This is a genomic window from uncultured Acetobacterium sp., assembly GCF_927416815.1.
Classification (GTDB): domain Bacteria; phylum Bacillota; class Clostridia; order Eubacteriales; family Eubacteriaceae; genus Acetobacterium.
Genome location: NZ_CAKMJU010000043.1, coordinates 66,625 through 87,751, shown reverse-complemented (window position 1 = coordinate 87,751; position 21,127 = coordinate 66,625). Strand labels below are relative to the sequence as shown.

Sequence of the window (21,127 nt, the reverse complement as noted above, 5' to 3'; positions counted from 1 at the left end):
TTGAAAAGGTCTTGGCCATAATACCGGCTCATAAATTCCTGAAGCACGATCATCATCACCATGATGGCCGCCGCTGGCTGACCCGGTAAACCGATCACCGGTTTTTGCGAAACGGTTCCTAAAATTGTCGGCTTTCCCGGTTTAACGGCAAGACCATGCAGGAGCACCTCGCCTAGTTCATTGATGACCTCGACGGTATAGTCCTTTTCGCCCATCGAGCTACCGCCTGAAAGAATGACCATATCACCGTTTTTTATTCCCAACTCCACGGCTGAGCGGATTTCCTGACGATCATCGCTGGCATAAGCGGTCGAAATGACCTCGGCACCCAAACGTTTTGCTACCGCTGCCAAGGCCGGCGTGTTGATATCGATCACTTGCCCGGGCTTTGGTGTTTCTCCTGGCCGGATGATTTCATCGCCAGTCGAAATAATGCTGAGCCGGGGAGGCTGATAAACCTCAATATGCAAATAACCCAAAGCTGATAAAACCCCAATGTCCTGAGGCCTTAACAAATGGCCGCGGGAAAAAACCAGTTCGCCATTTCTGATGTCATCACCAATCCGCATCATGTTTTCGTTGGCTCCGGCATTGGTGTAAACGGCCAGGTCTTTTTCCCCCAGTTTTTCAGTATATTCAATCATAATCATCGCTTCGGTGCCAGCTGGCACCATCCCCCCGGTTGGTACATAGAGGGTTTCCCCCTGCTTAAGGATACATATGGTTTCCTTACCCATCTCGACTTCCCCGGTTATTCTTAAAAAACCTGGTATGGCATTGGACGCACCTTGAACATCAGTTAGCTTCACCGCATAACCATCCACCACTGAACGATCGAAATGCGGAACATCGATCGTTGAAACGATATCCGATGATAATACCCGGCCCAATCCATGGCCAATATCAATGGTTTCCTTCTCTAAAGTTAGCGCTTTAAATGTCTCGTTAATGATTTTTTTCATCTCATCAATGGTTTTTACCTTTAGCAACTCCATTTTTTCTCCTTGCCGACCATTTTTTTAATTTTTTATCTTCTTTCTATTCTAACGATTATTGTCAGAAAAAACAATATCATTCAGGACTTTAATTATTCGTTAAAAATTGTTATACTGGTCTTAAATGTTAGATTGAGATACGAGGAGGTGGCGTAATGTCACGTTATGAACGGAATTTTCCGGCTTTTTCCGAAGAAGACTTTCTACGCATCCAGAACGCAACGGTTTGTGTGGTCGGCTGCGGTGGTTTGGGTGGCTATATTATTGAGATGCTGGCCCGGGTCGGAATTGGTGCTCTGATTTTGATTGATGGTGATGTTTTTGAAGACTCCAACCAGAATCGCCAGATTTTTTCTACCGAAAAAAACCTGGGCACCCCCAAAGCCAAAGCCGCGGCTGCCCGAGTAAAGCTGATCAATAAAGAAGTGACGACCACCTACTACCACGATTTTCTTGACGAGGATAACGGTTCAGCCTTAATCGGTGAGGCCAATTTGGTTGTCGACGCCTTGGATAACGTTCCCGCCCGGCTAACCCTGCAGACGCTGTGCAAAGAGAAAGATATTCCCTTGATCCACGGCGCAATTGGTGGCTGGTTTGCCCAGATCACCACGGTTTTTCCGGAAGATGATACCCTGTCACGGCTCTATGCCGGCGAAAAAGAGTACGACTCTAAAACTCTGGGGAATCCATCCTTCACTCCGGCTCTGGCCGCATCGCTGGAAGTTTCGGAAGCCTTGAAAGTCCTCACTGGGAAAGAAGAAATATTGCGCAACAAACTTTTGTATATCGATTTATTGGCCAACGATTTTTTCACATTTAATATTTAGGAGGGTTTTATGTATAAAACAGGAGTAATGACCTTGAGTGATCTGGGTTCTAAGGGTCAACGGGAAGACAAAAGCGGCCCGATGATTCAGGCTATGCTTGCAGAAACCAAGCTTTATGAAGTGGTCAAAACCATCATCCTGCCCGATGATCTGGAAACCATCAAAACCGCGCTGATGGTCTGGGCCGATGAGGATCATCTGGATCTGATTCTGACCACCGGTGGTACCGGCTTTTCTGGGCGGGACTGGACTCCAGAAGCGACCATTGCCATCTGCGACCGCCTAACCCCCGGGATTCCCGAAGCGATGCGTTATCACAGCCTGCAAATCACCCCAAAAGCGATGCTCAGCCGCAGCGCTGCCGGGATCCGCAAGCAAACCCTGATCATTAACCTCCCTGGCAGTCCCAAAGCCGTCAAAGAAAATCTCGAAGCCATTCTGCCGGCTCTGGATCACGGCCTGGAAATGCTCCTAAGCACTGGCTCCGCCAATTGCGCCGAACCCATTAAATAAGCTCAAAAAAAACGTATCTCACCAAAAGGGGAGATACGCTTTTTTTCAGACTAACCGATAACCTAGTACCGACAATTGTTACCTCATGTTGCGACCGAGGGGTCAGACCCCTCGGTCATTGGTCGGTACGGTAGTATTCCTTACACCTGAATTTACGGCATCTTTTACTAAAGTTCCATGCCGTTTAAGATATCACGCAATTGAACCAGCTCATCGGCGGTCAATGTGATGCCCTTACGCATTTTTTCGTGATCAGCATTCCAATCGCGAATATCATATTTGGGATCCCGTTCATTCCAGCTCACCAGATTCAGCTCTTTCTGCCATCCACTGGGTAATTCACTGAGAACACCGATTTCTTCTACAACCTTAAATGTTATCGCCATCTTAACCTCACCTTATAATAATTCATCGAGTTTACCACTAAACTCGATTTCTTTAAGTTCCGAAAAACCACCAATAAATGTCTCCCCTACAAAGACAAAAGGCACCGTATAATGACTTGTCTGTTCTTGCAATTGGCGGCGGGTCTGGGCGTCATTGTAAATATCAATTTCCACATACTTCAATCCTTTGTCTTCCAGGAGTTGTTTGGCGGATCTGCAATAGGGACAGTGGGCCCAAGTATATAATTTAATCACTTTCATTTTTCAGGTCACCTTCCTTTTTTAATTTTCTTTTCAACTTAAATTTGATCGTGCTCTTTCATTTTACCCCTTATTTCCCATGTGTCAACAAATAATTCTTAAATAATGGTAGAATTATTTGGTCAATTATCGTATTATTAATCTAAATAAACAATAAAAGGAGATTACCATGCAAAATGTAACGATAGTGGATCACCCACTTGTCATGCACAAATTAACCCATCTTCGCAAGATGGAAACCCCCTCCCGTGAGTTCCGGGAATTAGTCAAGGAGCTGTCCAGCCTGATGGCATGGGAGGTGACCAAACATTTTCCACTAAAAGAAATTGAGATCGAAACCCCTATCTGTAAAACCACCCAAAAAGTTCTGGCCGAAAAAGATGTGGTCATTGTCCCTATACTACGGGCAGGATTGGGCATGGTTGAAGGCTTCACCAATATTATCCCCAAGGCTAAAATCGGTCATATCGGTTTGTACCGAGATCCCGAAACCCTCCAGGCGGTGGAATATTACAAAAAACTGCCTTCTGACATTGCCGAAAGAGAAGCGATAATTGTCGATCCGATGCTGGCCACTGGAGTTTCGGTGATCCATACCATTCGCCTTTTGAAAGAAGCCAATTGCCCCAATATTAAGGTGGTTCATATTCTGGCCTGCCCGGAAGGCATTAAAGCTGTCACTACTGCTTATCCCGAAGTTCCAATTTTTTGTGCCGCCATTGATGATCACTTAAATGACCACGCTTACATTGTGCCTGGTTTAGGCGATGCCGGCGACCGACTTTTTGGTACAAAGTAAAACCCAAATCTGTTTCAGGACATTTAGAATTATCCTCAGAACTTTTTCTAATTGCCTGTAACCCAAACCCTGGAGGTTGCCATGCAACAGTCACGTTACAATTTATTTACCGCCATCGCTCTGATTGTTGGTGTCGTTATCGGTTCTGGAATTTTTTTCAAAAGTGATAATATTCTCGTTGCCACTGGTGGCAGTGTTTTTTTAGGTATTCTGGTTTTTATTATCGCGGCCATCAGCATTGTCTTTGGCTGTTTAACAATCGCCGAACTGGCGGCTCGAACAGATCGTCCCGGCGGAGTGCTCACTTACGCCAAGGAATTTATCAGCCCCAGTGTCGGTTCAGCCTATGGCTGGTTTCAGACCTTTATTTATTTACCCACGATCACCGCTATCCTGGCCTGGGTTTCCGGCATCTACTTTTGCATTCTCTTTAATATCGAACAAACCCTGGAAATTCAGATATTAGCAGGAGCCGGCTGTTTTTTGGTACTCTATGTGACCAATATTTTTTCAGCTAAAATCGGCGGTTATTTCCAAAGTGCTGCGATGGTTATTAAACTGATTCCCCTGGTGATCATCGGTTTTGTCGGCCTCTTATTCGGCGGTAGCGGAGAGCATTTCACCAGCGCGGCGGTTTCAGAAATCAGCTCTACCGGGTGGATTGCGGCCATTGCACCGATTGCTTTTTCTTTTGACGGCTGGATTATTTCTACCTCAGTAGCTTATGAGATCAAAAACAGTAAACGAAATTTGCCCCTGGCTCTGGTCATTAGTCCGTTAATTATTCTGGTTCTCTATATTGTTTATTTTGTGGGAATTTCTAATCTGGTCGGTCCGGCTGAGATAATGAACTCCGGGGATGCCCATCTTGATTTTGCAGCCAATATGATCTTTGGTGCTAGCGGCGCAAAAATTTTGATGTTATTTGTTTTCATTTCGGTTTTGGGTACCTTGAATGGTCTGGTAATGGCAATGATCCGAATGCCCTATGCTTTGGGACTCGATCAGATGATTCCCAAATCCAGCGCCATGACCACAATCTCCCCACGGTATGATTTCCCGGTGAATTCAGCTGTTTTTGCCCTGATCATCGTCGGTTTTTGGCTGACTATCCATTATTTTTCGCAAAAATACACCCTGTTTCCCAATTCCGATATTTCGGAAATTGCCATTGTGACCAGTTATCTGCTGTATTTGGGTCTATATTACAAGGTTTTTATGTTATGGAAAAAGAAGGAAATCAAAAGCCTCTTCAGAGGTCTGGTCTGCCCGATTCTGGCGACCATCGGTTCCCTGATTATTTTCTCCGGTGGGATCCAAAATCCACTGTTTGGACTCTATTTTGCCATTTGCGCAATTGTTTTTGGCGCCGGTTATGGTTACTACCATTTTGGCGTTTTAAAAAACAACTAAACAAACTTAAGAAATCTTAAGATTTCTTTATATTTGTGTTAACTAAAATAATTTGGGTAAATAGATTATATAGCTTTTCTCCTCAAAGCATATTAGTAGAAGCGGAGCACCCTCACCGGGGTGTTCCGCTTCTCATTTTGTTTAGAATATTTTGCTTAAATTATTTGTTCAGTTTTTGCTGTCGTAGGAACATTTAAACTAGACATAGATGATGTTTACTTCTTTATTGATGCTGCGGAGCATATCAATAAGTTTCTGGGTGACCCGCCACTTGGTGGTGAGCTCCTCGGGAAAATCGGGATTCTGATGGGCCGGATTGATCGAATTACCCATGATCAGATCGATGGTGGTACATTCGTTCATCAAAATATTTGCCAGCATCGAGGCGCCGTTTTTTTCATGAAAGATTTCCCGACCACAACGATTATTCATATAGTCATCGCAAATTCGCAGGGTTTCCTGAAGTGTCAGCACCCCTTCGGTTACCAGATCAATGCCTTTGATGGTGGCAATCGGCGGCACCCTGTCCGACATCGTCGAAAAGTCAACCTTAACCTCTTCACCAAACTCGCGGGCGACAATATTGGCTGCGGTTCCACCGCAGACAATTTTTTTGCCCCGAGCCCGTTCCAAAAGCCGTTTAATCTCGGCATCTTTTTCTTGATCCAGGGGTGGGCCAGAAAAAATAGTGATATATCGTCGTTCTTCAGCCTTAATAACCGCGACAGTGGTATCATCGCCGGGTTCTTCGCCATAAAGATTGTAGCAGGTATCCACCAGTGCCATCGAAATGTCCTTGGCCTTTTTATTTTCGTAGGATCGTGCCAATAAATAATCGGCTGCCTCTTCCCATTGCCAACCAAAATTTAACAGTTGACCAATCCCGGCATGGATCACTCCGTCACTGAAAAAAGCCATGATATCGCCCTTTTCGATTACCTTGGTCGTCTCATAAACAGACTTTCCCTGGAATTCAATCTCTTTTCGATCCAACTCAATAATCTCGCCATCGCGGATAAACACCAACGGCGGGTTATCAAACTCCAAAATATAGGCCATCCGATTTCTAAAAACCTGAACAATGGTAAAGGTTGAGTAGGCCATATGGCGAACGCTGCATTTGGGCAGGGTCGCTTCGAGGGTTTCGAGCACATCCATGATCCCCATTTTTTCTTCTAACATGGTCGCCGCAATGGTAGAGGTCAGGGTTGCCAGAATATTGGCTTTGACCCCGCTGCCCATACCATCCGCCAACACCACGATGACGCTTTCATCATTGATTCGCACTTCTACATTATCGCCGCAAAGCTCTTCATGAACCTTGTTGACACTATCGCTGGCAATATCCATAAATAAAGGCATTAACGTTCAACCTCCCGACTGGTCACGACTTTCTGAAGCTTGGTCAGGGTCACCTTAGTTTCGGCCGTCGTTTCGCCAAGCAGTCCGGCTATTTCATGGGCAACCCGCATTTGCTTATCAATAACCCGCTGCGCCATTTTAAGGGTTTCTTCCTGGATATTTAGCATCTCCTGATCTTGTTTTTCCTGCTTGGTGATATCAATGAAAATCCCCATGTATAATTCCTGTTCCGGAATATAGGTTAAGATTTCCATAAAGTTCCGGTTTTCTTTTTCGTAATGACCTTTTCCGGTATAGGTATTGCCGCGGTTATTATCGAGTTTGCGGAAGGGATTATAATCCAGCGCATCGATAAAGTTGTACCGCATCACCTCTTCCTTTTTCATATTAAAGAGGCGTTCCGCGGCAGCATTAAACTCGATGATCCGGAACTTTTTATCGAGCACAGCAATAGCGTTGGGGGTGGTGGTAATAATCAGATTAGAAATGGCTTCGGTTTTGCTGGTGATCAGCGGCAGACACATTTCCATTTCGGCCATATTCCAGTATACTGCTCGCGCCTTGTCCCGGCAGGTTTCATAACCGCAGGTGCCGCAGTTGAGTTCATCCCGCTCGGTGAACTTAGACATCTGATTTAAGATTTTTTCCAGTTCTTCCTCCGGCACCTCTCCGAGGTGATGAACCGGGCGTTTATGGAAAGATCGTTTGGTATCGATCTGAGAAACCGGATCCGATGATTCTTTCTTACTGTTTAGATCAATATAGGTCTGAAGCATTTCAACCTTTTCATATTTGGATAAGGGACTGTGAATATTTCCTGGACCATTGACACAGCCCTCTTCACAGGCATTCATTTCAATCCAGTATTTCTTGTCCAGTTGATGAATCTCATCTAAAAACTCCATGCAATCCTTAACCCCATCGATGCGGAGAATTTTGCGGCTACCATCGAGTTTTTCGACACTGTTTTTAGCCAGCCCGCCGGTAATCGGATAAAGTCGTCCGGTATTGGTACCGATCGCATCAAATTCTTCTCTCGGTATTTTATTAGGAATGATCTGTTCTTCTTTAATCCAGGCGTCGATTTCATCAAAGGTCAAAACGCCATCGATGATGCCGCGGACATCCTTATCATGGACTTCCATTTTTTTAGCCAGGCAGGAACCCGCATAAACAATTTTTGCATTCGGATATTTTTCCCGCAGAATCTTGCCGTGGGCAATCATCGGTGAAACCTGTCGGCTCAGCGACGATAGATATTGTGGATAATAGATTTCGATAAGATTCTTAATCGCTGCACAGGAGGAAGAAATAACCAGCTTTTTATCACTGTTATACTCATCAGCGTAGGCTTTGGCTACCACTTCAGCACCAATCGAGGTTTCCTCGATGATCGTAAATCCCAATTCCCGAAGAATTCCCAGGTATTGTCTGGGATGATCCAGATAATAAGCAGTCGGGAATACGGCCGATAAACTCAGTACCACCTGCTCAGTTTTAAGCCATTCTTTGATGGTATCGACATCGCTATGAATTTCTTTGGCATTATGGGGACAGGTTGCAATACAGACCCCGCAGCCAATACACATAGCCTGAATGATCTGGGCGTGCTTATCCTTTAGTTTAATCGCTTTGACCGGACACTTCCGGATACATTTATAACAATTACGACATTTATTTTTTGAAAAATTGATAATACTCAATTGTTTTCCCCCATAATTTTCTCAAAAACTTCTTCGACATTTTCAACTGATACGGCATAGATGGTATCATCACATTCGACAGCGACACCCTCTGTGCACTTTCCCATACAAAATGATCCCACCAGTTCAAAATCATCACCCAATTCCCGCTCTTCAATGATCTGATTCAGGGCTTTAACCACCTTATAGGATCCATTTACATGACACGAACTGCCAACACATATTCTAATTGTCTTCATCACATTTTCCTTTATAAAATATTCTGCATTATTCTGGTGGATTCATGGTATCATCAGATTTTTTGTCTGTCAACGGTTGGGCAAAAATGTCATGGTAAAAGGCCAGAAAAAAAAGCGCGCCAGAATTAGGATAAAAAAACGTTCATTCTCACAGTAAAAGCTCTCGTTTTCAACGCCATTTCAGATACTTTTTCCCACAACTTTTCATTTAAACAGAATTTTTATCGAATTTCTGACTATTCATCAGCAAATCCGACTTCGATCTTGACGAAGCCAATAATCTTTGTTAAAATCGTTGTAATTGAATAGCGTTTTCTTGAGTGAAAACAAAACAATCCGAATTGCTAAACCTACGGTTTTCTATGGTTTTTCAATCGATAGAGTATAGTTAGAAATGACTATGCTTTCCAGTGTGTAAAGGATGGTGGAATTCATGGAATTTTCTGACTTTTTTTTTGAACAGTCATTTTGTTTTTTTGAGTCGCCCTCCGATTATGTCATTAAAGAGATCTCTCTTTGATAATTATTTTTAGGAGGAAGAAAATGAAAAAAAAATTGTCCGTATTGCTTATTGTATTGTTTGTCTGTTCCCTTGCGCTTAGTGCTTTGGGTTGCACCCCGGACAAGAAGGATTTAGAAGTCGGTTCCAACGGGGAAATCCTACTTGCCACCACTACCAGCACCCAGGATAGCGGTCTATTAGAAGTGATCCTGCCCGATTTTGAAGCCCAAACCGGTATCGCCGTTAAGGTAATCGCAGTCGGCACTGGGAAAGCCATCGAGATGGGAAAAGCCGGTGAGGCTGATGTACTATTGGTTCATGCCCGCTCCCTAGAAGATCAGTTCATCGCCGATGGTTATGGGGTCGAACGTTTTGATGTCATGTATAACGACTTTGTCGTGGTCGGACCAAAAGAAGACCCAGCCAAGGTAAAAACAACTGCTGCAGCTGATGCTGCCAAAGCATTGACCGCCATTGCTGCGGTGCCATCAACCTTTGTCTCGCGCGATGATAAATCCGGTACCCATACCAAAGAACTGGCGATCTGGAAAGCCGCCAACATTACCCCGGATGGCGACTGGTATTTAAAAACCGGCACCGGCATGGGTGAAACCCTGACGCTTACCAATGAAAAATTGGGCTATACGCTAGCAGACCGGGCGACCTACGCCAACATGAAAGATACCATGGCTAATCTGGAAATCGTCTGTGAAGGCGATCAGATTTTAAATAATCCCTATGGGGTTATTGCCGTTTCGCCAAGTATCAATGACCAGATCAATGCCGATGGCGCGCAAGCCTTTGTTGATTGGATCATCTCACCTGAAACCCAGAAACTAATTGGCTCATATGAAGTGAATGGGGATCCGCTGTTTATTCCCAATGCCGTAAAAAAATAAAAACATCACCAGGATCCTGGGGGAATATCATCTTCCAGGATCTCATTTTGGAGAACTCTATGGATTACATACTCAGTGGATTTGTTGAAGCCTTCCGGCTTATTTTTTCCTTTGACCCTGAAATCATTCAAATCGTTTTGTTATCGCTGTTTGTCTCTTTTTCAGCCACCCTTTATGGCACCCTGATCGGGGTTCCCCTTGGTATTGCTCTGGGAATTCATCATTTCAGGGGCAAAAAAGTGGTCTCCCGTTTTCTATATACCTTTATGTCCTTTCCGCCGGTTATCATCGGTTTGTTCACTGCTCTTTTTTTAGCCCGCTCAGGGCCTTTTGGTCAATTTCAGCTGATGTATACCCCTACTGCCATGATCATTGCTCAAACCATTCTGGTGACCCCAGTTATTATGGGGATTGTCTTTAATCATGCCAGCACCAGCGGTTATGAGGTAGTTCAGACTGGCAAAACCTTGGGTGCCCGAAGATGGGATATTCTGATCTTGCTGGTCTTGGAATTAAAAGCGGTCATTATGATCGCCCTGGTCACCGGTTTTGGCCGGGCTATTTCTGAAGTCGGCGCAGTCATGATTGTCGGGGGCAATATCCGCGGCTTCACCCGGGTAATGACCACCTTTATTGCGATGAATAATAACATGGGTCAATACAGCGTCTCGATTGCCATGGGACTAATCCTGATGTCGATATCGTTTCTTACCAATTCGCTTTTATACCATTTTATCATAGGGGATCAGAATGAATATCGAGACTAGCAATATTGTTAAAACCTACAAAGAAAAAACCGTGCTCAGTCTGGATGGTCAATTCAGTGATCTACAATTTGAGTCTGGAAAAATCCATGGGATTATCGGCCCCAACGGTTCCGGAAAAACGACCCTGATGAAAATCATCGCCGGCCTGATCGCTCCGAGCAGCGGAGCGGTTCTTTACAACGGCCAGCCATTATGCCAGGACATCTTTTCTGAAATGACCTATTCGACCCACACCCCCACCCTGTTTTCGCGATCGGTATATCAAAATATTGCCTATCCTTTAAAAATCCGCAAACAAGAAAAAAACGCGATCGATCAGACCGTCTCACAATTGCTCGAAGAATTCGAGATCGATGACATCAAGGATCAGAGTGCCCGCCACCTTTCTGGTGGGGAATCCCAGAAAATAGCGCTAGCTCGGGCGCTATCCTTTTCGCCCAAAGCACTTTTTTTAGATGAACCGACGGCAAATATCGACCCCAAAAGCATTCAGATTATTGAAGCAGCTCTCCAAAAGAGAAACCGTGAACAAGGCTTGACCATCATCATCATCACCCATAATCTCAGTCAGGCTTTTCGCATTTGCAATCACCTGACCTTTCTGGATCAGGGATCTTGCCTGTTTTCAGATAGGCCGGAAAAGATCATGGCAACCAGCCATTCAACCATCGATGAGTTTATCTCATTCAATCGCTTTTAAGGTTTTTTTCTCACAACCAAACTCATACAACCTTAAATTTCTTTGCCTTAAGTTTATTTTTGCAAATTCCTCAGAAATTTTCATTGCAAAGACAGGGTTTTTATAGTTATAATTATTACTTAGTCAAGACTTTATAATGGGTCATCATATTGGGAGGAAAATAATGAGATACGTACCAACATTTTGCCTGCGTGAAGGAATGATGTTAGGAAACAATCTTTGGGGTGAACGGGGTGAGTTAATTCTTGCCAAAGATACTGTTCTTACTGAGGATTACATCGAACGAATAAAAAAATTAAATTACAATGGCATATATGTTGAAGATGATCTGACCAAAGATATCCAAATCATTAATATCATTAACGATCGCGTCCGAGCCGAAACCGTCAAATGTATCAAGGACGTTTTTATTACCACCGAAAATAAAGGTTCTTTAAAAAAGAGTACTTTTAATGATATGCAAAAACAGATCGAGAACATTGTCGATGAGATTCTGCAAAACAGCTCGATGGTAATCAATATGGTTGATCTCAAGGTTTTTGATGATTACACTTATTTCCATTCGGTAAATGTGGCTGTTCTTTCGATTGTTCTGGGTTCAGCCCTGGGTCTGAGCCGGGAACAATTGTGTGATCTTGGCATCGGTGCCATTCTCCATGACATTGGCAAGGTTTTTGTCAAAAAGGACATTCTCTGCAAAGCCGGCGTTCTCTCTGATGATGAATCCTGTGAAATGCAAAACCACTCGACCCTGGGTTATGATTATATTAAAAAAGTATCAAGCATCAGTATGTCCGCCCGAATCGGGATTTTAGATCACCACGAAAAGTTCGGCGGCGGGGGATATCCTGGTAATTTAAAAGAAGAGAAAATTTCGCTATTTGGACGCATTATTGCCATTGCCGATGTTTATGATGCGATGACCTCCGACCGACCTTACCGCAAAGCCATTATTCCCTCCGAGGTTATTGAGTATATTATGGGTGCCTCCCATACCCTGTTTGATCCGGATCTAGTTGATGTTTTTCTGCGCAAGATTGCCCCCTATCCGATTGGCACCTGTGTGGAACTCAGCAATCGACTAACCGGTATTATCATTGAAAACTACGAAAGTTTCTCGATGCGCCCCCGCGTACGGATTTTCAAAAAAGACGGTGAAGACATTACGCCTTTTGAACTCAACCTGAGCGACCGGGCTTTTCTAAATATCACGGTTACCAGTATCTTGTAAAAATCGTTAGTTTTCAAACGCGATGAACCTAAAATTTACACCATTATCAGAGTGTTGTTTCCAGGCATGGACCAGCACTCTATTTTTTTGCAAATAAAAAAAAACGCATGTATAGCCAATTTCATTGCCAAGTGATCCATTCCATGTTAAAATGAAATAATTATCATCGTGCTTTTTAAAAAGCAACGAACCGCTTAATCAACCCTGGGGAAAGCCTGGGGATTTTTTTGCTTAAATTTATCGTTTTGATATAGAGATACAGACAGAGATACAGATGGAGGATTTATGAATTGAAAAAAAATACCGAAAAAATTATCCAGGTTAAAGATCTGGTCAAACATTATGGGGATAAAACGATCATTGATGAAATTAATTTCCACATTCGCGCCAATGAATTCCTGACCATTCTTGGTCCCAGCGGCTGCGGAAAAACCACCCTGCTACGGATGATTGGCGGTTTTGAAAGCCCTGATGCCGGTGATATTCTTTTTGAAGGCAAATCGCTGCTCAGTATTCCCGCCAATAAACGGCCGATTAATACCGTTTTTCAAAAATATGCCCTGTTTCCCCATTTAAATGTCTACGATAACGTGGCCTTTGGGTTAAAGATTCAAAAAAAAGCCAAGGCTGAAATAGACCTCCTGGTTCAGGAAATGCTGCGAATGGTCAATCTTCAGGGACAGGAACAACGCGATGTCAATTCCTTAAGTGGTGGCGAGCAGCAGCGGGTCGCCATTGCCAGAGCCCTGGTTAATCATCCCCAGGTGCTGCTGCTGGACGAGCCCTTAGGTGCTCTGGATCTCAAGCTTCGCAAAAACATGCAGCTGGAGCTTAAGAATCTTCAGAAAAAAACTGGCATCACCTTTATTTATGTCACCCACGACCAGGAAGAAGCGATGACCATGTCTGATACCATTATCATTATGAACCGTGGCCGGATCCAGCAGATCGGCTCGCCGGTGGATATTTACAACGAGCCTCGCAACGCCTTTGCAGCCGATTTTATTGGTGAAAGTAATATTCTCGAATCGATTATGGTCAAGGACTGTCTGGTCAAGCTTCTGGGTGTCGAGTTTCCCTGTGTGGACAAGGGTTTTGAGGAAAATGAGACGGTGCTTACTGTGATCCGACCTGAAGATATCGATATCCTCCCCCCCGGCACTGGTTTTCTGGATGGTATCATCGAATCGGTGACCTTCCTGGGAATGCACTATGAAATCGTCATGACCTGCCAGGGTATTAACTGGCTGATTCATACCACCCGGGAATTTTTTGCAGGTGACCAGATTGGCATCCAGGTTGATCCCAATAATATTCATATCATGAAGAAGGAAGCAGACGATGAAGTCATTTAAGGAGTACATTGCCTATCCTTACGGTCTGTGGATGCTTATTTTTATTGCCGTGCCGCTACTGGTGGTGATCTGGTTCAGCTTTTTATCCAATCCCGATTTCAAAGCCGGAATCTACACCTTTACGCTGAACAATTATCAGGAGTTTATCGATCCAGTCTACCTGGAGCTTCTCTACCGCTCGTTTTTATATGCGGTCATCGCCACCCTGATTTGTTTTTTTATCGCCTATCCACTCGGAAATCTGATTGTCTCCTTGCCCGCTCATCGCCAAAATCTGATGATCGTGCTGATGATCATCCCGATGTGGGTCAATTTCCTGCTACGCACCTACGCCTGGATGGTGCTGCTCAGTGGCAGCGGCCTGATCGCTCAGTTTCTGGGGCTGCTGGGTTTCCGCGATGTTTCCCTGCTCTATACCCAGTCGGCCGTCATTTTGGGGATGGTCTATAACTTTTTCCCCTACATGCTGTTGCCGATTTATACATCCTTAAAAAAAATTGATCCCGATCTGTTACGGGCTGCCACCGATCTGGGCGCCAACCATTTCCAGATGTTTGTAAAAATAAAGTTGCCACTGAGTCTTCCCGGGATCGTCTCCGGATCGATGATGGTTTTTATGCCAGCTGTAAGCACCTTTGTTATTTCCAACCTATTGGGCGGCGGAAAATACATGTTAATCGGAAATCTGATTGAGCAGCAATTCTTAACCCTGAACAACTGGAACTTTGGCTCAGCGCTTTCAATGGTGCTGATGACGATTATCTTTCTGGTCTTAGGTCTTGCCCGTCTGATCACTGGCAAAGAACTCGATACTGGAGGTCAGATCCTATGAAGAAGATCGTTAAAAACCTGGCTTTTGGCCTGATCTTGCTGTTTTTATACGCACCGATTCTGGTGCTGATTGTTTATTCCTTTAATGATTCAAAAATCATGGGGCCCTGGGCTGGCTTTACCCTCAAATGGTATGTGATGCTTTTTCAGGATCGCTATATTCTTCAGGCCTTGTATTATACCCTGATTATTGCCGTGATCGCTACCACTGTTTCCACGATTGTCGGTACCGTCTCAGCTGTCGGTATTTACCGGATGCGCTCGCGGCTCAAAAGACCCTACCTCTTTTTAAATAATATCCCCGTTCTGGTGCCGGATATCGTCATGGGGATCACCCTGATGTCATTGTTTATTTTTGCTGGCATGAAAATGGGCTTAACCACCATTATTATTGCCCACATCACCTTTTGTATTCCCTATGTGATTCTGGCGGTGCTGCCACGCTTTAACCGCTTGCCGGAAAATATTTTTGAGGCCGCCCTGGATCTCGGCGCAACACCCCGCCAAGCCTTTTGGAAGGTGCTGTTTCCGGAAATTTTGCCCGGGGTTACCTCTGGCGCGCTAATTGCCTTTACCCTGTCGATTGATGATTTCGTGATCAGCTTTTTTACCACCGGCAGTGGTGTTAGTAATCTATCGATCACCATCTACTCGATGGCTAAGGCCGGTATCAATCCTAAAATCAATGCCTTGTCAACAATCATGTTCGGGTGTATTATGATCTTATTAATCCTGATCAATATCCGTAGTGAAAAAGGGATTAAACATATCCAATAAATAAAAGGAGAATGCAATGAAGAGAATCTTATTAATTTTGTCGTTACTATGTCTGCCTTTTCTGGCTGGCGGCTGCGGCTCCGATGATCGGGCGCAGCTGACCGTTTATAACTGGGGCGATTATATGGATCCTGAGGTGATTGCCCAGTTTGAAGACGAATATAATTGTCGGGTCAATTATGAAACCTACACCTCGAACGAGGACATGTATGTCAAGGTCAAAAATTCATCAGATACTTACGATGTACTGGTACCTTCTGACTATATGATTGAACGGCTAATTAGTGAAGCGATGCTTCGGCCAATCACCAAAGACAATATTCCCAATCTGTCTAACATCGATGCAGCAGCCCAGAACCTTGCCTTTGATCCCGGCAATCAATACTCGGTGCCATATTTTTATGGGGTGCTGGGAATTGTCTATAACACCGCTCAGGTCACCGAGCCGGTTGACAGCTGGAATCTTCTCTGGAATGATAAATATGCATCTAAAATTTTAATGTACGACAGCATCCGCGACAGCATGGGCGTCTCGCTGAAACGGATGGGTTTCTCAATGAATGAAACCAACGAAACCAACATCAACGCCGCCCGGGATGCCCTGATTACCCAGAAGCCCCTGGTTATGGCCTATGTTACCGACAATGTCAAAAGCCTGATGGCCAGCGGTGACGCTGCCATGGCCGTGGTCTACTCTGGCGATGCGGCGATTATCATGAGCGAAACCGATCATCTCGGATTTGCGGTTCCGAAAGAAGGCTCCAATGCCTATTATGATAATTTCGTGATTCCCAAAAATGCTCAGAACCCCGAACTGGCCGAACAATTCATCAATTTCATGCTAACCCCGGAAATTGCCGCCCAAAATATTCAATATGTCGGTTATTCGTCTCCAAATACCCCAGCACTCGCACTGCTTGATTCAAGCTGGGCAGACAATGCCGGTTTTAATATCAGCTCGGAAGATCTGGCTCGCAGTGAGATCTTCAAAGACCTGCCCAGTGACGTGATGGAAATCTATAACCGCGCCTGGACTGAGATAAATGTCTCCAAATAAGTCAATAAAAAAGATCTGAGCACGATGCTCAGATCTTTTTTTATTGGCTTATTTAATGGTCCGCAAAAACGCCCATCCATTGGGGCACCGGAACGGCACCGCCGATCACTGCCCCAATCGTCATTGGAATGATGCCGTTAATGGGAAAACAAATCAATAGCAGTAAAATCACCGCCAGCGGTTTTCGCATCACCGTCGCTGTTAAGGCGGCCGTCACCACCGCCACACAAAAGATTGGATCAATCGGAAGAAGCAAGGCACAGGCATAGCCAATCGATACCCCCGAAAAAATGGTGGGAAAAATGTTGCCACCCCGCCAGCCCATTTCGTGACAGATATTGCCCATTAATAATTTGACAATCCCGGTTAGGAGCAGGACTGCAAAACCCATGCTCGGCCAGGAATTGATCACCTCAACCATTTCATGCTCACCTGAAAACATCGTGTAGGGCAAGAAAATCCCTACCCCACCAAGAATCACACCACCGAGAATGCCGCGAATTACAATCTTATGCGCCAATGGTTTAACCGCCATTTTGGTCATTTTCATAAACAGAAAATAAAGCATTCCGGCTGCTACCCCAACGACTGCCAACGGAATTGCCGCTGCCCATTCCGCTGCCGTTATTTTTTCAATGGCCGGAAAATGTCCCAACCCTAGCCTTCCACCAAAAAAATTCTGAAGAACCGTTAATACCCCATAGCCACTGAGAATCGCAACAAAATACATTAGTATTTTTATATTTTTGGGGATCAATGCGGGTTTGCTTTCATCCTCAATCTGATTGACAAAGGCAAACAGTGGTGCCCCAAAGATCACCCCAAAAGTCGCCGCCATACCGATCTGCGGCAGCTCTGCAATTTCTTGAAAAATAAATTTAAGGCGGTTGGAAAACCAGAAACATAGTCCGACAATCACTCCGGTCAATCCCGCTTCTGGTCCCAGGCTGCCCCCAAATATCAGCGGTAATAGGGCTGCTATGCCAATGATATGCAAATTGTTGTAAGGTATCCGCTCACCTTGTTTAACATCTTTTAAAATCTCGGCCATTTCCCGGGGATAGGGGCCAAACCGCTGCTCCCAAAGCCCGATTAGCAGACCGCCAACGGCGCAGACCATCACCGGATACAGTGTAAGATCCACCGCATTTCTAAGATCTGTCCATAAAAAATTGACGCCGAGATTCATGATGAACAGTAGCCCCCAGGTGATCCCACCAATCGTGCCACCTAGCAGGGCCACCAATAAGGTCATCAATGTTGTTTCTTTAATTTTAAGCCCCACGACATCCTCCTGTCAATCTGCTTCTATCCCACTTCATTGATGAATTGTACTCTGTTTTTTCCGAATTCCTTAGCTTTGTACATCGCGATATCCGAATAGTTCAGCAGCTCAATTGCGGTAAGCCCATCCTTGGGATATCGGGCAATACCGAAGCTGGCACTAACATTTAAGTTCATGTTTTCGATCACAAAGGTCTCCAACAAGGCCGTCCGGATTTTTTCGACATACTCAAATATTTCCACTTCACTGAAATTGCGCTGGATAATCAGGGTAAATTCATCACCGCCCAAACGTCCTAACATGTCCTCTTGCAAGACGATTTTCTTAATTCTGTCGGCAATCGATTTCAGCAGTAAATCACCGATATGATGCCCTTTATAGTCATTGATCTTCTTAAAATTGTCCAGATCGATAAATACCACCGCAAAAGGCTCTTGTTTTTCCGAAGATCGCTCAACCAGATAGTCAAGCTTATTGATGAGCATTTCACGATTTGGGAGACCGGTTAAAACATCGGTATAAGCAAGATAATTAAGCCTCACTTCGCGCTGCTTCATTTTTTGGTTAAGTTCCTTGAGTTTGATATTCTGCTCCAATACTTTTTTTTCCGAGCTGGCCAGTTCATCATAAAGAACACTCAACTCTTTTTTTTGTGCCGTCGCTTCTGCCAATTTGCTTTCAAACTCTTTTTCATAAAAAGAAATAATGCTGATCGTAAGAATCGTACAGAGCGGCACAATAATGCCCGGTATCGCATCCATATTTCCGGTCAAAAAGACAACTCTGATCCCTATAAATAGCGATATCAATAAATTGATGCCAACTGCAACTTGATAGCCCTTATCCCTGACTGCGACCACCAGATAAACCGATAACATCACATGAAACTGTGCGATAACGCCAGCAATATTGCTAAATGATGCCAGCCGTACCTGCAGGTACAAAACGGCAAAATATAAGAGCAGACAAGTGCCGATTTTGATTCGTGGCGCATGCTTACTTGCGCCAAACAGCTTGTTATTTTCAAGATGGTGTTCTGCCAAATCAGCAATATTTCTTGTTTTTTCCATGGAATCCTCTCCTATACTGAATTCTGATACAATGGTTAATTGATAGCAGAAATTTTGTCAAACTAATCACACTCCGTTTCGGAGGTGGTCAACTAAGGCCGACCCGATCATCGGCTAAACGCTTAGCTTAATCTTTCGATTCAGCTTTAGTGTCTATCTGACCGTAGCCGCTGCCGAATTTATCAATCATTTTTGTCATTTCTGACTGCTCCAGAATCACCGGGTCACCGATGGCACGGGCTTTCACATAGACCTCAGCGCAATGCTCAATTTGCTGGGCAATATTAAAGGCATGATGAATATCTTTACTGCCGGTTAGCAAACCATGGTTGGCCATTAAAACCGCAAAACGATCGACCATCGCTTCAAAGGTTCGTTCTGCCAGCTCTATTGTGCCAAAGGAGGCGTAATCGGCACAGCGAACATCCAATCCCGAATAGGCAACCAGATAACTCGCTGCCGGCAGTGGCTGTCGCAACGTCGCTAATACGGTGGAATAAACCGAGTGGGTGTGAACCACGGCAAAAATATCATCCCGCCTGACGTAAAAAATTCGGTGTAGTTGATGTTCGCTCGACGGCATTCTGTGGCCGTCGACAATTTTTCCTTCTAAATCCATAACGACCACATCTTCTGCCTCGGTTTCAAAGTAGTCAATACCGCTGGGGCTAATCGCCATCAGTCTGCTTTCCCGATTTAGAATACTGATGTTTCCGCCAGTGCCTTTCGTTAACCCGGTACTAACCATCATACGGCAATACTTAACCACGTCTTCCCGTTCTTTTTGCAATAGCATTTTTTCACCTTCTTAGCATTTAATTCATTGAGCCGATCTGATTTTGTCATGATCTGCGATGCTTTGATACCATTTTAATTACTTGATAACCGTCAGCGATTGACGGATTTATTTTCTTTGTTGTGTAATATTCCTGTTATTCTATCATAAATTGGCATCCTAGACAACGTGTGGCGCTCATTGTGACAAATTTCTAGGCAATTATAATTAAATACAATCATCGAATAATCATCGAATAAAAAAACTTTGCCGTGAAGTGTAAGGCTCCATCTGCAAAGTTTTTTTTATCCGTTTTTAATTTTCTTGCGCGTATCTTAATAATTTAGCTGCCAGAGAACTTATCCACTACCCTTTATAAGTTTCCCATATTCTGTTGCTCCAGGAGCTATATGATAAATATAAACCGTGTCACCAAGCAAACGATAAATACACACATATTTATCACATACTAGCATCCTATAACCCTCGTTTTTGAGCTCCGTATCTGGGACATAAGGACAGGATAATGGAAATTCTTCAAGTCTTGCTAATGAATTCAGGATTTTATCAATTATTTTCTTTGCCGAAATTGGTCCGACCATTAATAAATGGTAGTCTGTAATTTCTTCAAGCTCTTTTATTGCCGGTGCAAGTATTTCTATCTTACAATTTGACATTAAACTTCTTCTCAATACGTTCTCGAGCTTCATCTAATGTAACCGTTGGTTCACCTGTGAGTCTGGACGTTTCTGCAATCATTATTCTTGAGCGCAATTTTAAAATTTGCTCTCTTTTCTCAAAAGCTTCAATGCTCATTACAACGATATCGCCTTCACCATTTTTAGTAATATAAATAGGCTCTTCTGTTTCATGGGCAAGTGTTGAGATTGTTCCATAATCATTTCTCAGTGATGTTGAAGATTTAATTATCATATGCATCTCCTCATGTAATTATTCTACCATTATAATATGATAATTCTATCACTACGTCAATAGTCTTTCCAATTAATTTTCTTAACGTTCAGTTTTTTTAAGGGATTCTTTGTAACTGCTTGTAAATCGGATTAGCCAGTTTGACCCCGATCGACGCCCCCAGGCCGTAGCATATCGAGCCTAAACCGCCGGAGCTAATAAACTGGGCTGGGCGCTCACTTATCTAAGCTCTATATGAATTTCTTTTCCCAAGCTTTTTGAAATTTTAACCAAAAAGTCCAAGGATGGGTTATATGTCGCAAGCCATGATTTCTAACCAGTGTGGCAAAACGCCTTTCGATTTTGTTACGTTTATTGTAAGCAGTGGTGAATTCTGGAGTTGCAACTCTATTTTATCTCCTCAACTCCTGAATAGCAATGTTATCTTCCTGGAATCATCGTTTC

24 protein-coding genes and 1 riboswitch are annotated in these 21,127 nt (G+C 44.0%); of the genes, 12 read left to right on the top strand and 12 right to left on the bottom strand.

Annotation, left to right across the window (positions count from 1 at the left end):
* On the bottom strand, positions 1–995 hold a 995-nt coding region (locus QZ998_RS07985), incomplete at its 3' end, for a molybdopterin molybdotransferase MoeA (RefSeq protein WP_296559525.1).
* A 155-nt stretch (positions 996–1,150) separates the two neighbouring features.
* Between QZ998_RS07985 and QZ998_RS07980 the strand changes: the two genes are divergently transcribed.
* A complete protein-coding gene (locus QZ998_RS07980; RefSeq protein WP_296559524.1) occupies positions 1,151–1,825 on the top strand; it encodes a HesA/MoeB/ThiF family protein in 675 nt (224 codons plus the stop codon).
* A gap of 9 nt (positions 1,826–1,834) precedes the next feature.
* Complete coding sequence (locus tag QZ998_RS07975) at positions 1,835–2,338, top strand: MogA/MoaB family molybdenum cofactor biosynthesis protein (protein WP_296559523.1); 504 nt, start codon at positions 1,835–1,837, stop codon at positions 2,336–2,338.
* Positions 2,339–2,505: 167 nt separating this feature from the next.
* On the opposite strand, the gene QZ998_RS07970 is transcribed toward QZ998_RS07975, so the two are convergent.
* Positions 2,506–2,724 (bottom strand): PC4/YdbC family ssDNA-binding protein, encoded by a 219-nt coding sequence (locus QZ998_RS07970; protein WP_296559522.1) that lies wholly within the window; start codon positions 2,722–2,724, stop codon positions 2,506–2,508.
* A gap of 12 nt (positions 2,725–2,736) precedes the next feature.
* A complete protein-coding gene (locus QZ998_RS07965) occupies positions 2,737–2,985 on the bottom strand; it encodes a glutaredoxin domain-containing protein (RefSeq protein WP_296559521.1) in 249 nt (82 codons plus the stop codon).
* Positions 2,986–3,154: 169 nt separating this feature from the next.
* Between QZ998_RS07965 and upp the strand changes: the two genes are divergently transcribed.
* Positions 3,155–3,784 carry a uracil phosphoribosyltransferase gene (gene upp / locus QZ998_RS07960; RefSeq protein WP_296559520.1) on the top strand — a complete coding sequence of 210 codons (630 nt, stop codon included), beginning with the start codon at positions 3,155–3,157 and terminating at the stop codon, positions 3,782–3,784.
* Between the two features lie 81 nt (positions 3,785–3,865).
* Positions 3,866–5,197 carry an amino acid permease gene (locus tag QZ998_RS07955; RefSeq protein ID WP_296559518.1) on the top strand — a complete coding sequence of 444 codons (1,332 nt, stop codon included), beginning with the start codon at positions 3,866–3,868 and terminating at the stop codon, positions 5,195–5,197.
* Between the two features lie 198 nt (positions 5,198–5,395).
* Here QZ998_RS07955 and QZ998_RS07950 read toward each other — a convergent pair whose 3' ends face one another.
* Genes QZ998_RS07950 through QZ998_RS07940 form a run of 3 tightly spaced genes read right to left on the bottom strand, consistent with a single transcriptional unit; the run spans position 5,396 to position 8,504 of the window.
* Positions 5,396–6,559 carry a SpoIIE family protein phosphatase gene (locus QZ998_RS07950; protein ID WP_296559517.1) on the bottom strand — a complete coding sequence of 388 codons (1,164 nt, stop codon included), beginning with the start codon at positions 6,557–6,559 and terminating at the stop codon, positions 5,396–5,398.
* Positions 6,559–8,262: a [Fe-Fe] hydrogenase large subunit C-terminal domain-containing protein gene (locus QZ998_RS07945; RefSeq protein ID WP_296559514.1), complete on the bottom strand. Its 1,704-nt coding sequence runs from the start codon at positions 8,260–8,262 to the stop codon at positions 6,559–6,561. The genes QZ998_RS07950 and QZ998_RS07945 overlap by 1 nt, the downstream gene beginning before the upstream one ends.
* Complete coding sequence (locus QZ998_RS07940) at positions 8,259–8,504, bottom strand: (2Fe-2S) ferredoxin domain-containing protein (RefSeq protein WP_366512410.1); 246 nt, start codon at positions 8,502–8,504, stop codon at positions 8,259–8,261. Before QZ998_RS07940 ends, QZ998_RS07945 begins: the two co-directional genes overlap by 4 nt.
* A gap of 319 nt (positions 8,505–8,823) precedes the next feature.
* Positions 8,824–8,940, top strand: a riboswitch (molybdenum cofactor riboswitch).
* 104 nt (positions 8,941–9,044) lie between these two features.
* Between QZ998_RS07940 and QZ998_RS07935 the strand changes: the two genes are divergently transcribed.
* From QZ998_RS07935 to QZ998_RS07900, 8 genes are all read left to right on the top strand, one after another.
* Positions 9,045–9,902, top strand: a complete 858-nt coding sequence (locus QZ998_RS07935; RefSeq protein ID WP_296559511.1) for a substrate-binding domain-containing protein — start codon at positions 9,045–9,047, stop codon at positions 9,900–9,902.
* A gap of 59 nt (positions 9,903–9,961) precedes the next feature.
* The gene (locus tag QZ998_RS07930) at positions 9,962–10,669 is read left to right on the top strand and encodes an ABC transporter permease (RefSeq protein WP_296559510.1); all 708 of its coding nucleotides are present in this window, start codon (positions 9,962–9,964) and stop codon (positions 10,667–10,669) included.
* Complete coding sequence (locus tag QZ998_RS07925; RefSeq protein WP_296559509.1) at positions 10,653–11,369, top strand: ABC transporter ATP-binding protein; 717 nt, start codon at positions 10,653–10,655, stop codon at positions 11,367–11,369. Before QZ998_RS07930 ends, QZ998_RS07925 begins: the two co-directional genes overlap by 17 nt.
* 163 nt (positions 11,370–11,532) lie before the next feature.
* Positions 11,533–12,600 (top strand): HD-GYP domain-containing protein, encoded by a 1,068-nt coding sequence (locus QZ998_RS07920; protein ID WP_296559507.1) that lies wholly within the window; start codon positions 11,533–11,535, stop codon positions 12,598–12,600.
* 290 nt (positions 12,601–12,890) lie between these two features.
* Entirely contained in the window at positions 12,891–13,955 is a 1,065-nt protein-coding gene (locus QZ998_RS07915; RefSeq protein WP_296559505.1) for an ABC transporter ATP-binding protein, read from the top strand.
* Positions 13,942–14,787 carry an ABC transporter permease gene (locus QZ998_RS07910; protein WP_296559503.1) on the top strand — a complete coding sequence of 282 codons (846 nt, stop codon included), beginning with the start codon at positions 13,942–13,944 and terminating at the stop codon, positions 14,785–14,787. Before QZ998_RS07915 ends, QZ998_RS07910 begins: the two co-directional genes overlap by 14 nt.
* Entirely contained in the window at positions 14,784–15,563 is a 780-nt protein-coding gene (locus QZ998_RS07905; protein WP_296559501.1) for an ABC transporter permease, read from the top strand. Before QZ998_RS07910 ends, QZ998_RS07905 begins: the two co-directional genes overlap by 4 nt.
* Before the next feature lie 16 nt (positions 15,564–15,579).
* Complete coding sequence (locus tag QZ998_RS07900) at positions 15,580–16,620, top strand: spermidine/putrescine ABC transporter substrate-binding protein (protein ID WP_296559500.1); 1,041 nt, start codon at positions 15,580–15,582, stop codon at positions 16,618–16,620.
* Between the two features lie 52 nt (positions 16,621–16,672).
* On the opposite strand, the gene QZ998_RS07895 is transcribed toward QZ998_RS07900, so the two are convergent.
* From QZ998_RS07895 to QZ998_RS16895, 6 genes are all read right to left on the bottom strand, one after another.
* Positions 16,673–17,905 carry a chloride channel protein gene (locus QZ998_RS07895; protein ID WP_296559498.1) on the bottom strand — a complete coding sequence of 411 codons (1,233 nt, stop codon included), beginning with the start codon at positions 17,903–17,905 and terminating at the stop codon, positions 16,673–16,675.
* Positions 17,906–17,928: 23 nt separating this feature from the next.
* Positions 17,929–18,975: a GGDEF domain-containing protein gene (locus tag QZ998_RS07890; protein WP_296559497.1), complete on the bottom strand. Its 1,047-nt coding sequence runs from the start codon at positions 18,973–18,975 to the stop codon at positions 17,929–17,931.
* A 127-nt stretch (positions 18,976–19,102) separates the two neighbouring features.
* A complete protein-coding gene (locus tag QZ998_RS07885; RefSeq protein ID WP_296559495.1) occupies positions 19,103–19,771 on the bottom strand; it encodes an L-fuculose-phosphate aldolase in 669 nt (222 codons plus the stop codon).
* A 338-nt stretch (positions 19,772–20,109) separates the two neighbouring features.
* Entirely contained in the window at positions 20,110–20,427 is a 318-nt protein-coding gene (locus QZ998_RS07880) for a type II toxin-antitoxin system RelE/ParE family toxin (RefSeq protein ID WP_296559494.1), read from the bottom strand.
* Positions 20,414–20,683, bottom strand: a complete 270-nt coding sequence (locus QZ998_RS07875) for a type II toxin-antitoxin system Phd/YefM family antitoxin (RefSeq protein ID WP_296559493.1) — start codon at positions 20,681–20,683, stop codon at positions 20,414–20,416. The genes QZ998_RS07880 and QZ998_RS07875 overlap by 14 nt, the downstream gene beginning before the upstream one ends.
* 97 nt (positions 20,684–20,780) lie before the next feature.
* Entirely contained in the window at positions 20,781–20,906 is a 126-nt protein-coding gene (locus tag QZ998_RS16895) for a thiamine pyrophosphate-dependent enzyme (RefSeq protein ID WP_366512413.1), read from the bottom strand.
* Positions 20,907–21,127: the final 221 nt, after the last annotated feature.